Origin of the sequence: Pseudomonas zhanjiangensis, assembly GCF_041027545.1 — a bacterium.
GTDB lineage: Bacteria > Pseudomonadota > Gammaproteobacteria > Pseudomonadales > Pseudomonadaceae > Aquipseudomonas > Aquipseudomonas zhanjiangensis.
In genome coordinates this window covers 529147-544138 of sequence record NZ_JBFTEG010000001.1, presented here as the reverse complement: position 1 = coordinate 544138, position 14992 = coordinate 529147, and the positions used below count along the sequence as shown (strand labels likewise).

The following is a 14992-nucleotide window of genomic DNA, read 5'->3' as shown; positions in this document are numbered from 1 at the left end:
GCGGCGACGCCGCTCCTGGCCGAGCACTTCGAAGGTTTTGTTTTTGCTGGTAGTCATAAACACAGTCGTTTGCCTATCCCTTATGGTAAGGGGGAAACGGTGTCCTGTGTTTCAAGGGGCTCGTTCAGTTGCTGGGTAGTCTAGTAGATATTGCTCCGTGGTTTTTGGGACCTCCACTTGTCTGCTGGGCAATAGGCTCGCTCGTCGTCCACAAGCTGCCCAACTGGTTTGTGCGCCCCTCCAAGGGCCCGCTCTGGGAGTTCAATCGTCGCACCGGGTTGGTCACCCTGTTCGATTACGACAACATGGGCGAATACCAGCGCAGCGGCACCATCGGTGAGTTCGTCAATCCCTTTCATGAGTTCGATGCCTATATCAGCAGCGGCCCCGACCGTCAGGGCCTGATCTGGCATCAGCTGTACCTGGCGCATCGTTACCACGACCTGACGATCAACCTCAGCCCCATCGTCATGCGTGACACCAACCTGCAGCCGCAGTATGCCGGCTGGGATTTCTTGCAGAACTACATGGACACCAGTCGCCCACTGCCGGACATCCCGCTGTTCGAGCAGTACCGCGAGCAAGACCCGGTCACCGCCGCACACGACCGCACAACCCAGCGCCCACCGCGCTATTGGCGCGACATGGATGACACTACCTGGGAAACCAAACTCGACGAAATGAGCGCCAAGGTGGCCAACATCGACACCGAGCAGCGCGACAACCTGATGAACCGGCATGTGCGCTACGCGGACTGAGCAGGACGAGGGGGCTCTGCCCTGCGCCTGCGGACGACACTATCAACCGCCGAAGTGCCGCCAACCGCCTACGCAGCAGCCTCGTGCCACACGAACCTCAGCTCCCGGCGAGACCTACAACGCCTTCTCGAACACCTTGGAATTGCGCTGGAAGTTGTACAGCGAAGCGCGGGCCGCCGGCAGGCGGTCGACGCTGCTGGGGACGAAGCCGCGCTCGCGGAACCAGTGGGCGGTGCGGGTGGTGAGCACGAACAGGTGCTTCAGGCCGAGGGCGCGGGCGCGACTCTCGATGCGTTCGAGCAGCTCGTCGCCACGCCCGCCATGGCGGTAGGCCGGGTTGACGGCCAGGCAGGCCAGTTCGCCGTAGTCCGAGTCGGCGATCGGATAGAGCGCGGCGCAGGCGATGATCAGCCCCTCACGCTCGACGATGCTGAACTGCTCGATTTCGCGCTCCAGCACCTCGCGTGAGCGGCGCACCAGGATGCCCTGCTCCTCCAGCGGACTGATCAGGTCAATCAGGCCGCCGACGTCGTCGATGCTGGCCTCGCGCAGCGACTCGAACTGCTCCTGCGCCACCAGGGTGCCGTTGCCGGTGCGGGTGAACAACTCGCTGAGCAGGGCGCCGTCCTCGGCGAAGCTGACGATGTGACTGCGGCGTACGCCACCGCTGCAGGCCTGGGCCGCCGCATCGAGCAGTTCGGCCTGATAGCTGCCGTTCAGGCGCCGCAGATGCTGCGCGACCTGCTGCGGACGCAGTTCGCGCACCAGCTTGCCCTGCTCGTCGAGCAGGCCCGACTCGGCGCCGAACAGCAGCAGCTTGTCGGCGCCCAGGTCGATGGCGGCGCGGGTGGCCACGTCCTCGCAGGACAGGTTGAAGATTTCTCCGGTCGGCGAATAGCCCAGCGACGACAGCAAGACGATGCTGCGCTCGTCGAGCAGGCGGCCGATGCCCTTGCGGTCGATTCGGCGCACTTCGCCGGTGTGGTGGTAGTCGATGCCGTCGACCACGCCGATCGGCCGGGCGGTGACGAAGTTGCCGCTGGCCACCCGCAGGCGCGCGCCCTGCATCGGCGAGGCGGCCATGTCCATCGACAGACGCGCCTCGATGGCGATGCGCAACTGGCCGACCGCATCGATTACGCACTCCAGGGTCGGCCCGTCGGTGACCCGCAGATCGCGGTGAAAGTGCGGAGTAAGGCCGCGCGCGGCCAGGCGCATCTCGATCTGCGGCCGCGAGCCGTGGACCAGCACCAGACGAGCGCCGAGGCTGTGCAGCAACACCAGGTCATGGACGATATTGCCGAAGTTCGGGTGGGCGACACCCTCGCCGGGCAGCATCACCACGAAGGTGCAGTCGCGGTGGGCATTGATATAGGGGGAAGCGTGACGCAGCCAGTTGACGTAGTCGTGCATGGAAAGTGAACCCTGTGAGTCGTAAACGGAACGCATGAAGGCGGCGCGCAGGGCGCCAGGCGAAGCAGATAGCGGCATGCGCTTTATCGTCGCAATTGAAACGGCATCACGCGTTCTCTCCTCCCGAAGTTGGCGGCGGCATCCAGGGTCATGCGGCCGGCATCAGGCAATAATGTTGGATCAGTTCCCGCAACAGACGCACGCTCGGCTCGATGCGTGACATCTCCAGGTACTCGTTCGGCTGGTGCGCACAGTCGATGTCGCCGGGCCCCAGCACCAGGGCCTGACAACCCAGGCGCTGCAGATAAGGCGCCTCGGTGGCGAAGGCCACCGAGGCCGCCGGATGCCCGGTCAGGCGCTCGGCCAGCCGCACCAACTCGCTCTCGGCGGCTTGCTCGAAGGGCGGTGCACTGGGAAACAGCGGGGCGAAATCGATCTTCACCTGATGCCGCTCGGCCAGCGGCTGCAACTTCTCGCGGATCGCCGCGCGCAGTACCTCCGGCTGCATGCCCGGCAAGGGCCTCAGGTCGAACTCCAGCGAGCACTGGCCGCAGATGCGGTTGGGGTTGTCGCCGCCATGGATGCAGCCGAGGTTCAGGGTCGGTTGCGGCACGCTGAACTGCGGGTTGTTGAACGTGCGCTGCCACTGCGCGCGCAGGTCACGCAACTCGCCCATGACGTCCTGCATCGCCTCCAGCGCGCTATGGCCGAGACTCGGGTCGGAAGAATGACCGCTCTGACCGAGGATATCGATGCGCTCCATCATGATGCCCTTGTGCAGGCGTATCGGCCGCAGGCCGGTGGGCTCGCCGATCACCGCGGCACGCCCCAAGGGACGGCCGGACTCGGCCAGCGCGCGGGCGCCGGACATCGAGCTTTCCTCGTCGCAGGTGGCGAGAATCAGCAAGGGTTGTTGGAAACGCTGGGCCAACAGAGGCTGCACCGCCTCGATGACCAGGGCGAAGAAGCCCTTCATGTCGCAGCTGCCGAGGCCGAACCAGCGGCCATCAGCCTCCGTCAGCTTGAGCGGATCGGTCTGCCACAGCTCGGCGTCGAAGGGCACGGTGTCGCTGTGCCCGGCCAGGACCAGGCCGCCCGCGCCGCTACCGTAGCTGGCCAGCAGGTTGAACTTTCCCGGTTCGACTTCCTGCACCTCGCAGGCAAAACCGAGGTCGCCGAGCCAACTCGACAGCAACTCGATCACCGGGCGATTGGACTGGTCCCACTGCGCCTGGGTGCAGCTCACCGAGGGCGCGGCGATCAGCGCGGCGAATTGCTCTTTGAAGGAAGGCAGGGGCATCGGCGTTCTCCACGGGCGTTGCCCCCATCATAGGGGCAACGCCGCTGCAGGTGAAACCGCCGCGACGGATCAGACGCCGCCGAAGATCCCGCGCAGGATGGTGAAGAACAGGATCGACAGCGCCGCGCCGACCGGCAGGGTGATCAACCAGGACATGAAGATCTTGCCGATCACGCCCAGGTTGAGCGCACCGATGCCGCGGGCGATACCCACGCCCAGCACCGCACCGACCAGGGTGTGGGTGGTGGACACCGGCAAGCCGATGGCCGAGGCGCCGACCACGGTGGTGGCGGTGGCCAGCTCGGCGGCGAAACCGCGGCTCGGGGTCAGCTCGGTGATTTCCTTGCCGATGGTGGCGATCACCTTGTAGCCATAGGTGGCCAGGCCGATGACGATACCCACGGCGCCAAGCAGCAGCACCCAGCTCGGCAGGGCCGCCTTGGCGCCCACCGCTTCGCCGCCGGACTGGATCACCCCGACGATTGCCGCCAGCGGGCCGACGGCGTTGGCCACGTCGTTGGAACCGTGGGCAAAGGCCATGGCACAGGCGGTGAAGACCATCAGCACGGCGAAAACCTTCTCCACGCTGGCGTAGTGGAAGTCCTTGTCGGCTTCGACGTCGATCTTGATCCGGCTGAGCAGGGCGACGCCCAGCAGCATGACCAGACCGCCGACCGCGGCGGCCAGCAGCAGCCCTTCACCCCCGGAGAGGTGCAGGCCGACGTGCTTGAGGCCCTTGGTCACGGTGACGATGGTGATCATGAAACCGGTGAGGAACATGTACAACGGGACGAAGCGCTTGGCATTGAGGAAGGGGTGGTCGGTGTCGATGATCAGCTTCTGCACGCTGACGAACAGGCCGAAGGCGACCGCGCCGGACAGCACTGGCGAGATCACCCAGCTGGCGACGATCGGGCCGACACCGCTCCAGTGCACCGCATCCATGGACACGCCCACCGCGGCGAAACCGATCACCGCGCCGACGATCGAGTGGGTGGTGGACACCGGCCAGCCTCGGGTCGAGGCGATCAGCAGCCAGGTGCCAGCCGCCAGCAGCGCCGACATCATGCCCAGCACCATCAGCTCGGGGCTGATCATCGAAGCGTCGACAATACCGCTCTTGATGGTCTCGGTGACTTCGCCGCCGGCCAGGTAGGCGCCGCAGAACTCGAAGATCATGGCGATGAAGATCGCCTGCTTGATGGTCAGCGCACGCGAGCCCACCGAGGTGCCCATGGCGTTGGCCACGTCGTTGGCGCCCACACCCCAGGCCATGAAGAAGCCGAAAACGCAGGCCATGACGAGCAGGATGAGGCCGTAGTCCGCAATCAGAGACATAAAAGAAATTCCGTTGATCCCAGAAAGAACACTGGCGCTTAGCGCGCCAGCAGCTGCTCCAGTCGGTTACCCACACGCTGGGCACGATCGGCCACGTCGCCGACCCAGTCGATGATCTGATAGAGGAACATCACATCGACCGGAGGAAGTTCCTTTTCCAGTTTGAACAGCTGGCGACGCACCTCGATCTGCAGACCGTCGGTGTCCTGCTCGATGGCGCCCAGCTCTTCGACCAGGGTTTCCACCAGCTTGGCTTCGCGACCGCCGAAACCGGTCTCCAGCAGCTCGTCCAATTCGTTCATCGCCTTCAGCGCCTGGGCGCTGGCATCCACGGTGCGCTGCACGTAGGTGCGCATCAGTGGCTGCAATCCCTGCGGAATCGCCATCTCGCGGCCGAGCATCAGGCCGGCGATGTCCTTGGCGCGATTGGCGACTTTGTCCTGTACACTCAGCAGCTCAAGCAGATCCGAGCGCGGCACCGGCAGAAACAGGCTCTTGGGCAGATGCAGACGCACGCTCTTCTTGAGCTTGTCGGCTTCGTGCTCCAGGCGCGCCATTTCTTTTTGCACCTGTTCCACCTTGGCCCAGTCCTCGGCCATCACGGCCTCGAAAAACGGCACCAGGTTCGCTGCGCACTCGTGGGCCTTGGCGATGTGCTGTTGCATCGGGCCAATGGGCGAGCGGCCGAACAGGCTGACAAAGGGATTGGTTGGCATAGGGTGAACCCCGGTTTTGGAAAGGCGGCAAGTATACGGATCGCTCCCTGCACCCGCCAGCATGCGTCATCGGATCGTCACAAACTCATAGTAGGCGCTGAAACACACCACCATGGTCAAAGAAACCGAAATCAAACTGCGGGTCAGCCGCGACACCCTCGAAGCCCTGCGCGAACACCCGCTGATGAAGAAGCGCAACAAGAGTGGCTGGGAGCGACGCGAGCTGTACAACCAGTATTTCGACACCGCCGAGCGCGACCTGGCGCGGGCCAAGGTCGCGCTGCGCCTGCGCCGCGACGGCGAACAGTTCATCCAGACCCTGAAGACCCGCGGCCAGAGCGTCGCCGGCCTGTCCGAGCGCAACGAATACGACTGGCACCTGGCCAAGGCCAAGTTGGACCTGAAGAGGCTCGACGACAGCTGCTGGCCGGCCAGCCTGGCCGAGCTGGACAAGAAGCAGATCAAGCCGCTGTTCACCACCGACTTCGTCCGCCAGCGCGCCGAGATCGCCTGGGGCCGTGGCAAGGCCAAGGTGGTGATCGAGGCCGCCCTGGACCTGGGCAAGGTGATTGCCGATGGCCGCGAGGAGGAGATCTGCGAGCTGGAGCTGGAACTGCGCCAGGGCGAACCCGCGGCCCTGCTGGAGCTGGCCAGCGAGTTGGCGGCCGATCTGCCGCTGATGCCCTGCGACATCAGCAAGGCCGAGCGCGGTTACCGCCTGTTCGATGCCGGCAGCTACTCGCTGAGCCTGCCGGCCCCCGAGCTGAGCGCCGAGCAGAGCCTGGACGACGCCTTCGCTGCGCTGGCCTGGCACCTGCTGGGCAGCAGCCAGCGCCTGGCCGAGCAGTACCGTTTCAACGGCCACTGGCGCCTGCTAGGTGACTGGCTGCAGCAGCTGATCGACTTGCGCGCCCTGCTCGGCAGCCTCGGCCAGGCCGCCCCGCGGGCCAGCAGCAGCGAACTGCGCCAGACCCTCGACGCCCTGCTGCAGGATTGGCGGCCACGGCTGCAGGCCGGTCAGGACGATGACGCCGCCCGCCAGGCGGCCCCCGCGCAATTCGCCGCCGAGCTGGAGCAGACCCGCTGGGGCCAGCTCTCGCTGAACACGGCGCGCTGGCTGCTGGCCCGCAGCTGGACCGCCACCCGCAACAACCGCGGCAACCGCCAGGGCGCCGCGCCGCTGGGCAACTGGCTGGCCACCCTGATCGCCGAGGAAGGCGCCGCCCTGCAGCTCAAGCGCTACCAGCAGCAACCGGAGGATCTGGCCGAACAGTTGCCACGGATCGAGCGCCTGCTGGTCTGGCTGCGCCTGGCCCGCCAGGTGCTGGCAGTGGCCGAGACCGACCGCCTGTATGGCGAGCTGTGCAAGCTGGAAGCCCTCGCCCAACAGCCGCTGGACGCCGAGCAGCGCGAGCTGCGCGCCGCCCAGGCGCAGGCCCTGCAGAGTCTGAAGGCCTGGAAGACGCTGGTTAAATAGCCCACGCCTGGGCCATCGCGTGCCGGTCCCGTCGTCGGCGCGCCTTCAACTCAGCGGCAGGCTGGTGGTGGCCTTGATCTCCGACAGGGCGACGATCGAGTTGACCTCCTGAATGCCCGGCACCAGCGACAGCTTCTCGAAGAAGAAACGCTCGTAGGCCTCGATGTCGCGGGTGACGATGCGCAGCATGAAGTCCACCGCGCCCATCAACACATGGCACTCCAGCACCTCGGGGAACTCGCGCATGGCCTCGGCGAACTCGGTGAGGTTGGATCGCCCGTGGGCGTTGAGTTTGACCTGGGCGAACACCTGGGTATTGAGGCCGACCTTCTTGCGGTCGAGCAGGGTGACCTGCCGACGGATCACCCCCTCCTCCTTGAGCCGCTGGATGCGCCGCCAGCACGGCGATTGCGACAGGCCGACGCGTTCGGCGATCTCGGCCGTGGCCAGACTGGCGTCCTCCTGCAGCAGGGCGAGGATGCGCTGGTCATAAACGTCCATAGGCAAAGGCATAAAATATCCACACACCAGTTGATTATAGGAAATTTTATCCGTCAACCTAGGAAATACCCAGAAAAACAGGCAGGTTATTTGCCGGGCAACCTGAAAAACTGGTCTCATCCAGACGAGAGACCGCCATGCTCACGACCACTGCCTTGTTCAGCCAAGACGTCACCCCCGACGCTACGACTACGCCGGCCGCCGCCTCCCGCCCCGATCCCTGGCTGGAATTGCCGGCGCAGCCGATCGAGTTCCACATCCGCTGCGAAGCCGAAGCCGACGTGCTCTGCCGCCTGCTCGGGCTGCTCGCCCAGCTGGGCCTGGTGCCGCAGCGCCTGAACCTTGAGCACCATGACAGCAAGCTGCGCCTGGCCTTGCGCCTGAGCGGCCTGTCACAGCACCGCGCCGGCGTGCTGGCGGACAAGCTGCGCGGCCTGGTATGCGTCTGGCAGGTTGACTGGCGCACGTTGGCCAGCAACGACTGACAGGTGTTCGCCGGCCTGGGTAATCGGTCACGCATGTCGCGTCGCCCCGGCCGCCAGTTTCGGGCATGCTAGGGCCCTCGAACCGTACGCCAGCTGCCGCTACCCTTGACGTACGCCGCGAGTGACCGAGGAGCCCGCATGTCCGCTATTGCTGCAACCGCCCCAGACCGTCTGCTCGACCTCAGCGACCTGCTACGCGAGCTGGTCGCCCAGGGCCGGGTCGACCAGGACAGCGCCGAGCAGTGCCTGGCGATTCGCCGCAGCGCGGTGAACAACCAGCAGCACCCCCTGGAATTCCTCGCCGCGCAGCAGGTCGAGGACCTCAAGCGCCCGGGCCGCAGCCTCGACCTGGAGACCCTGACCCAGTGGCTGGCGGACTTCGCCGGGCAGCCCTACCTGCGCATCGACCCGCTGAAGATCGACGTCGCCGCCGTCACCCCGCTGATGTCCTACGCCTTCGCCCAGCGCCACAAGATCCTCGCCGTGGCGGTGGCACCGGACGCGGTGACCATCGCCAGCGCCCAGCCGCTGGTGCACAGCTGGGAAGCCAACCTGACCCACGTGCTCAAGCGCCCGATCAAGCGGGTGGTGGCCAACCCGGCGGATATCCAGCGCTTCACCCTGGAGTTCTACCGCCTGGCCAAGTCGGTCAGCGGCGCCAGCGCCGGCGACGGCAAGGTCAGCGGGGTCGGCAACTTCGAGCAGCTGCTCAATCTCGGCGCCCAGGACCAGGAGCCGGACGCCAACGACGCGCACATCGTCAACATCGTCGACTGGCTGTTCCAGTACGCCTTCCAGCAGCGCGCCAGCGATATCCACATCGAGCCGCGCCGCGAACAGGGCAGCGTGCGCTTTCGCATCGACGGCGTGCTGCACACCGTCTACCAGTTCCCGCCACAGGTGACCATGGCGGTGGTCAGCCGCCTGAAGAGCCTGGGGCGGATGAACGTGGCCGAGAAGCGCAAGCCCCAGGACGGCCGGGTCAAGACCAAGACCCCGGACGGCGGCGAGGTGGAGCTGCGCCTGTCGACCCTGCCGACCGCCTTCGGCGAGAAGATGGTGATGCGCATCTTCGACCCCGAGGTGCTGCTGAAAAGCTTCGACCAGCTGGGCTTCTCCGCCGACGATCTGCGCCGCTGGTCCAGCATGACCGGCCAGCCCAACGGCATCATCCTGGTCACCGGCCCGACCGGCTCGGGCAAGACCACCACGCTCTATACCACGCTCAAGCAGCTGGCGACCGAGGAGGTCAACGTCTGCACCATCGAGGACCCGATCGAGATGATCGAACCGGCCTTCAACCAGATGCAGGTGCAGCACAATATCGACCTGACCTTCGCCAGCGGCGTGCGCGCGCTGATGCGCCAGGACCCGGACATCATCATGGTCGGCGAGATCCGCGACCTGGAAACCGCCGAGATGGCGATCCAGGCGGCACTCACCGGGCACCTGGTGCTCTCCACCCTGCACACCAACGATGCGCCCAGCGCCATCACCCGCCTGCTCGAACTGGGCGTACCCCACTACCTGCTCAAGGCCACCCTGCTCGGGGTCATGGCCCAGCGCCTGGTGCGCACCCTGTGCCCGCACTGCAAGGCGCCGCACAGCCTGGACGAGGGCGACTGGCAGAGCCTGACCAAACCCTGGAACGCGCCGCTGCCGACCGCCGCGCACAAGGCCGTGGGCTGCCTGGAGTGCCGCGACACCGGCTACCGCGGGCGCGCCGGGGTCTACGAGATCATGCAGCTGAACGACGCCATCAAGCCGCTGATCAGCGCCGACACCGATCTGGTCGCCCTGCGCCGCCAGGCCTTCAAGGACGGCATGCGCAGCCTGCGCCTGTCCGGCGCGCAAAAGGTCGCCGCCGGCCTGACCACCATCGAGGAAGTGCTGCGGGTCACCCCGCAAAGCGAACAGAACTGACCGCGCTCAGCGCCGAGCGAGGCTGGCTACAGGAGATTGCGGTGGGCAATCGAGGTAGGCCGATCCCTGCAGCCAGTCCCGATCGGGGTACCAGGCGAAGACGAACTGGCCACCCTTGAGCTGGTCGACCACCATGCGCGCGACTTCGGGACGCACGGCCGGACAACCGAGGCTGCGGCCGATTCGCCCCTGACTGCTGGCCAGGCGTGGGTCGACATAGCTGGCACCGTGGATGACGATGGCCCGTTCGCGAGCGCGGTCGTTGACCCCCGGCTCGAGACCGTCCAGGCGCAGCGAGTAGCCGTGCTTGCCGCGGTAGCTCTCGGCGGCGCGGAACAGACCCAGGCTGGACTGGTGACTGTTGAGGGCGTTGGAGAAGCGCGTGGCGAAGTTCTCACCGGACCGGCGTCCATGGGCGACCAGATCATTCAGCAGCAGTCGCTGCCCCTGCAGATCGAAGATCCACAAACGCCGCGCCGTGGAAGGTTGCGCATAGTCGATAACCGCCAGCCGCTTGGCCGGTTCGGCACCGTGATTGAGCGCGCACTGCATGGCGGCCAAGGCATGGCGCAGCACCTGGCGATCGAGCCCGGGGGCGACCCGCGCCAGGCGCTCCAGCGCTGGCGGCTCCGGGGTAGCCGCCAGCAACGGTGATGAAAGCAGGCAAAGCCCGACAAGGCTGATGCACAGCCTACGCAGTAATCCACTCACGTACGGCAAGCTCCCGTAGTTGGCCGACGCCGACCGACTGCTGCGCGCTGGGCCCGCGGGTCCGGCACACACTGATAGCGATGACCTGGTTCGACTAAGCTTGCCGATACACCCAGGGTTGGAACGCGCCAGTGTACAAAGAAACCGCACGCAATCTGGCTGCCGGCTGTCTACTGCTCATCTCTTTCCTGACCGGAGCCTCCGACGAGCCTCTGGACGAAGCCATTCGCCAGACGCTCGCACAGCGCAGCGAGGCCTGTGCCCCGGGCCTCGCCGCCAGCGAACTGGCGGCTCCAGGCCTACTCCATGAACTCTATGCACGCCAGGCGTTCGTCGCCCTCTGGCAGCAGCCAAACCGACGAACGGCACTCAAACAGGCGCTGCTGCAAGTGGCCGACGATGGCCTCGACCCGGCCGACTACCCACTCGACGATCGCCGCGCTGCCACAAGCTCGCTCCAGCAACAGGCCTGCGCCGACCTGCAAGCCAGTCACAGTTACCTCAGGGCGCTACAACACCTGGCCCATGGCCGGCTGGAGCAGGATTCGATCGAACCTTTCTGGCGCGCGCCTGGCAGCGCCAGCCCGCGGCCCCGCCCCGGCGTGCTCGAACTGGCCCTGAATGGCCTGGATCGGCCGTCGGAGGCCTTCGCCGCGGCGCGCCCGGCCCTGCTGCAATACCAGGCGCTACGCCAGGCCTACGCCGAACGTCGACGCGGCCCGATCGACGAATGGCCGCTGATCCCGGCCGGCCACCTGCTGCGCCCGGACAGCCGCGATGAACGCATTCCCTTGCTGGCCGCCCGGCTGGCGGCGGAAGGCTATCTCGCCGCGCGGCCGGCGACCGATGCCGGCCTCTACGACGCGACCCTGCTGGCCGCCGTCCTGGATTTCCAGGCGCGCCACGGTCTGCAGGCCGACGGCCTGGTCGGCCCGCAGACCCTCAGCGCGCTGAACACCAGCGCGCGCGAACGCCTAGAGCAACTGCAGGTCAACCTGGAACGCTGGCGCTGGCTGGCCAACGACATCGAGGCCGAGACCCTGTTGGTGGACATTGCCGGCGGCCTGCTCAGTTACTACGTCGAGCAGCAATTGCGCTGGCAGGGCCGCGCGGTGGTCGGCCGGCCGAGCCGCCAGACACCCCAGCTCAAGTCGCTGGTCAACCGCCTGACCCTTAATCCGACCTGGAGCGTGCCGCCGACCATCCTGCGCGAGGACAAGCTGCCGGAAATACGCCGCGACCCAAACTACCTGGCACGCCACCAGATGCGCGTGCTCGACCGCCATGGCGAGCCGCTCGATCCGACCGGCATAGACTGGGAAAATCCCGGCAACATCATCCTGCGGCAGGATGCCGGACCGGACAATCCGCTGGGGCGCCTGGCCATTCGCTTTCCCAACCCCTTTTCGGTGTACCTGCACGACACGCCCAGCCAGCAATTATTCAGCAAGTCGCCACGGGCATTCAGTTCCGGCTGCGTGCGCATCGAGGGCATCCTCGAACTGCTCGCGGCCCTGCTCCCGGCCGACGACTGCAGCGAGATTGCCCAGCGCCTGGACAGCGGCCAGACCCAGGAATTCCCGATCCGCCGGCGCCTGCCGATCGTCATCGCCTACTGGACCGCCGCCGTCGCTGCCACCGGCGAACTGGTCCTGCGCAACGACCTGTATGAGCGCGACCGGAAACTGCTCTTCGCGTTGCGCGAGGCCGGGCACTGAGTCACAGGCTGGCGTGGCGCTCGGGCAAAGCGCCGACTATATGCATACAATCGAACACCCCCGATCAGCGCGGTACAAGGAATAGCGTCAATGGAAATCGGCAGCGTCATCTTTCTCTTCGTCGGCCTCGCGGTGGCCGTGCTCTTCATGGGCTTCAAGGTGGTACCGCAGGGCTCGCAGTGGACCGTGGAGCGCTTCGGCCGCTACACCAACACCCTCAGGCCGGGGCTGAACATCATCGTGCCGATCGTCGACCGCATCGGCCGCAAGCTCAGCGTCATGGAGAGCGTGCTGGACATCGAGCCGCAGGAGGTGATCACCTCCGACAACGCCACCGTGCAGATCGACGCGGTGTGCTTCTTCCAGGTGATCAACGCGGCCCAGGCGGCCTACGAGGTCAACCACCTGGAACATGCCATCCGCAACCTGGTGATGACCAATATCCGTACCGTGCTCGGCTCCCTGGAGCTGGACGCCATGCTCAGTCAGCGCGATGCGATCAACGAGCGCCTGCTCAAGACCGTCGACGAGGCCACCGCGCCCTGGGGCATCAAGATCACCCGCATCGAGATCAAGGACATCAGTCCGCCCGCCGACCTGATGGCGGCCATGTCCGGGCAGATGAAGGCCGAACGCATCAAGCGCGCGCAGATCCTCGAAGCCGAAGGCCTGCGTCAGGCCGCCATCCTCACCGCCGAAGGCAAGAAACAGGCGCAGATCCTCGAGGCCGAAGGCCAGCGCCAGGCCGCCTTCCTCGAAGCCGAGGCCCGCGAGCGCGCCGCCACGGCCGAGGCCGAGGCGACCCGGGTGGTCTCCGAGGCCATCGCCAGCGGCAACGTACAGGCAGTCAACTACTTCGTCGCGCAGAAGTACATCGACGCCCTCGGCCAACTGGCCGCGGCCGACAACAGCAAGGTGATCCTCATGCCACTGGAGGCCAGCCAGGTAATAGGCGCGGTCGGCGGCATCGGCGAGATCGTCAAGGCCACCTTCGCCGCCGAGCAGAAGGGCTAAGCGATGTGGAGCTACCTGCAACAGCTGTCGTTCTGGGACTGGCTGGCCTTCGGCACCCTGCTGCTGATCCTCGAGGTGTTCGGCGCCGGCGGCTACCTGCTGTGGGTCGGCATCGCCGCGGCTGCCGTCGGCGTGCTCACCTACCTGTTCCCAGCGCTGCCCTGGACCCTGCAGTTCGTCCTGTTCGGCGTGCTCTCGGTGCTCACCGCGGTGTACTGGTGGCGGCGCCAGCGCACCGCGGCCAAACCCTCCGACCAGCCCGGCCTGAACCGGCGCGGCAGCGAGCTGCTCGGCCGCCAGTTCGTCCTGCATGAGGCGATCAACGGCGGTCGTGGCAAGATCAAGGCCGGCGACACGCTGTGGCTGGTCAGCGGCCCGGATCTGCCGGCCGGCAGCCGGGTCAAGGTGATCGGCCAGGACGGGGTGATCCTGCGGGTCGAAGCCGCCGCGTGAAAGCGCTGCAACTGGCGCCGCTGGCGGCGGCGCAGGATGGCCTGGCCCTCGAGTTGCTCGACCAGGCCTTCGCCGACGACCCCAGCCTCGGCTGGTACCTGTTTGCCGAACGCCCGCGCTTCGGCGAGCGGCGGCGGGCCTACCTGGCCAGTTACCAACGCTTTCACCGCAGCAACCGGCTGCCCACCCTGGCCGCCTGGCACGGTCAGCGCCTGCTCGGCCTGAGCTATTTCAGCCTGGGCGGCGAAGTGCCCAGCTCGGCCAGCCTGGAGCAGATCGGCCAGGCGATCCGCCAGCACTGCACGGAGGAGTGCCTGGCGCGGCTCGATCGACTCCTCGAGGCCTTCGACCAGCACCTGCAGCCGCTTGCCTGCGCGCGCCTCGAGTTCCTCGCCGTGGCGCCTGGCCTGCAGGGCCAGGGCGTCGGTGGCGCGCTGCTGCAGCAGACGCTGAGCGAGTGCCGACGCCGGGGCTGCGCGGCCATGGCGCTGGAGACCGGCAACCCGGCCAACCTGCCCTTCTACCAGCGCCACGGCTGGCGCCAGCACGGCGAGTTGCATCTCGAAGGCCTGCACCAGCGCTACCTGCGCCACGACCTGCGGCCAGGCGAGCGCCTTCAGTCGCGGTAGCTGTCCAGGGTACGCCGGCACCGAACAGCTCAGCGCCGCCATCACGCTGGGCTACGGCTGGCCACAGAAAAAAGGCCTCGACGGAGCGAGGCCTTGTTCACCAGGCAATACCCGGCAAAGTGCCGGGACGCAGAGCCAATCAGGCGTCGGCGTCGGCGCTGGCCTTGTAGGCAGCGGCGTCGAGCAGCTTGTCCAGCTCGCTCTCGTCGCTCGGCTTGAGCTTGAAGAACCAGCTGCCGTAGGGATCGCTGTTGACGTTCTCGGGAGCGTCGACCAGATCGTTGTTGACTGCGATCACCTCGCCGCCGATCGGCGAGTAGATGTCGGAGGCGGCCTTGACCGACTCCACCACCCCGGCCTCCTGGCCGGCCGCGAGTATCTGGCCGACCGCCGGCAGGTCAACGAAGACCACATCGCCCAGGGCTTCCTGGGCATGGTCGGAAATACCCACGGTGACAGTGCCATCCATCTCCAGGCGGGCCCACTCATGGCTGGCGGCGTAACGCAGATCGGCGGGGATAGTGCTCATGTGTCGCTCCTCGTAAGACATGACGGC

The 14992-nt window shown here is 66.5% G+C and carries 15 protein-coding genes; 8 read left to right on the top strand and 7 right to left on the bottom strand.

What is annotated here, in order from left to right; translation table 11 throughout:
* Nucleotides 1-230: 230 nt before the first annotated feature.
* Nucleotides 231-758, top strand: a complete 528-nt coding sequence (locus AB5S05_RS02485) for a hypothetical protein (protein WP_369285836.1) — start codon at nucleotides 231-233, stop codon at nucleotides 756-758.
* A gap of 114 nt (nucleotides 759-872) precedes the next feature.
* Here the strand turns inward: AB5S05_RS02485 and argA are convergent, their stop codons facing one another.
* The 4 genes from argA to AB5S05_RS02465 all read right to left on the bottom strand — a co-directional run bounded on the left by argA (nucleotide 873) and on the right by AB5S05_RS02465 (nucleotide 5525).
* A complete protein-coding gene (gene argA / locus AB5S05_RS02480) occupies nucleotides 873-2171 on the bottom strand; it encodes an amino-acid N-acetyltransferase (RefSeq protein ID WP_369285835.1) in 1299 nt (432 codons plus the stop codon).
* 148 nt (nucleotides 2172-2319) lie between these two features.
* Nucleotides 2320-3471, bottom strand: a complete 1152-nt coding sequence (gene argE / locus AB5S05_RS02475) for an acetylornithine deacetylase (protein ID WP_369285834.1) — start codon at nucleotides 3469-3471, stop codon at nucleotides 2320-2322.
* Nucleotides 3472-3540: 69 nt separating this feature from the next.
* The gene (locus tag AB5S05_RS02470) at nucleotides 3541-4809 is read right to left on the bottom strand and encodes an inorganic phosphate transporter (protein WP_369285833.1); all 1269 of its coding nucleotides are present in this window, start codon (nucleotides 4807-4809) and stop codon (nucleotides 3541-3543) included.
* A gap of 38 nt (nucleotides 4810-4847) precedes the next feature.
* Nucleotides 4848-5525 (bottom strand): TIGR00153 family protein, encoded by a 678-nt coding sequence (locus AB5S05_RS02465; protein WP_369285832.1) that lies wholly within the window; start codon nucleotides 5523-5525, stop codon nucleotides 4848-4850.
* A 112-nt stretch (nucleotides 5526-5637) separates the two neighbouring features.
* Here AB5S05_RS02465 and AB5S05_RS02460 point away from each other — a divergent pair, with 112 nt between their 5' ends.
* On the top strand, nucleotides 5638-7002 hold the full coding sequence (locus AB5S05_RS02460; protein ID WP_369285831.1) for a CYTH domain-containing protein: 1365 nt from the start codon (nucleotides 5638-5640) through the stop codon (nucleotides 7000-7002).
* 45 nt (nucleotides 7003-7047) lie between these two features.
* On the opposite strand, the gene AB5S05_RS02455 is transcribed toward AB5S05_RS02460, so the two are convergent.
* Nucleotides 7048-7515: an Lrp/AsnC family transcriptional regulator gene (locus AB5S05_RS02455; protein ID WP_369285830.1), complete on the bottom strand. Its 468-nt coding sequence runs from the start codon at nucleotides 7513-7515 to the stop codon at nucleotides 7048-7050.
* Nucleotides 7516-7640: 125 nt separating this feature from the next.
* Here AB5S05_RS02455 and AB5S05_RS02450 point away from each other — a divergent pair, with 125 nt between their 5' ends.
* Nucleotides 7641-7988 carry an ACT-like domain-containing protein gene (locus AB5S05_RS02450; protein ID WP_369285829.1) on the top strand — a complete coding sequence of 116 codons (348 nt, stop codon included), beginning with the start codon at nucleotides 7641-7643 and terminating at the stop codon, nucleotides 7986-7988.
* Nucleotides 7989-8126: 138 nt separating this feature from the next.
* Nucleotides 8127-9911, top strand: coding sequence for a type IV pilus assembly ATPase TfpB (tfpB, locus tag AB5S05_RS02445; RefSeq protein ID WP_369285828.1), 1785 nt, complete (start codon nucleotides 8127-8129; stop codon nucleotides 9909-9911).
* Nucleotides 9912-9917: 6 nt separating this feature from the next.
* On the opposite strand, the gene AB5S05_RS02440 is transcribed toward tfpB, so the two are convergent.
* A complete protein-coding gene (locus AB5S05_RS02440; protein ID WP_369285827.1) occupies nucleotides 9918-10622 on the bottom strand; it encodes a murein L,D-transpeptidase catalytic domain family protein in 705 nt (234 codons plus the stop codon).
* A 131-nt stretch (nucleotides 10623-10753) separates the two neighbouring features.
* Here AB5S05_RS02440 and AB5S05_RS02435 point away from each other — a divergent pair, with 131 nt between their 5' ends.
* The 4 genes from AB5S05_RS02435 to AB5S05_RS02420 all read left to right on the top strand — a co-directional run bounded on the left by AB5S05_RS02435 (nucleotide 10754) and on the right by AB5S05_RS02420 (nucleotide 14436).
* The gene (locus AB5S05_RS02435) at nucleotides 10754-12340 is read left to right on the top strand and encodes a L,D-transpeptidase family protein (RefSeq protein ID WP_369285826.1); all 1587 of its coding nucleotides are present in this window, start codon (nucleotides 10754-10756) and stop codon (nucleotides 12338-12340) included.
* 90 nt (nucleotides 12341-12430) lie between these two features.
* Complete coding sequence (locus AB5S05_RS02430; RefSeq protein ID WP_369285825.1) at nucleotides 12431-13354, top strand: SPFH domain-containing protein; 924 nt, start codon at nucleotides 12431-12433, stop codon at nucleotides 13352-13354.
* A 3-nt stretch (nucleotides 13355-13357) separates the two neighbouring features.
* Entirely contained in the window at nucleotides 13358-13807 is a 450-nt protein-coding gene (locus tag AB5S05_RS02425; RefSeq protein WP_369285824.1) for an NfeD family protein, read from the top strand.
* Complete coding sequence (locus AB5S05_RS02420; RefSeq protein ID WP_369285823.1) at nucleotides 13804-14436, top strand: GNAT family N-acetyltransferase; 633 nt, start codon at nucleotides 13804-13806, stop codon at nucleotides 14434-14436. Before AB5S05_RS02425 ends, AB5S05_RS02420 begins: the two co-directional genes overlap by 4 nt.
* 139 nt (nucleotides 14437-14575) lie before the next feature.
* Here AB5S05_RS02420 and gcvH read toward each other — a convergent pair whose 3' ends face one another.
* Complete coding sequence (gene gcvH, locus AB5S05_RS02415) at nucleotides 14576-14965, bottom strand: glycine cleavage system protein GcvH (RefSeq protein ID WP_369285822.1); 390 nt, start codon at nucleotides 14963-14965, stop codon at nucleotides 14576-14578.
* Nucleotides 14966-14992 lie beyond the last annotated feature (27 nt).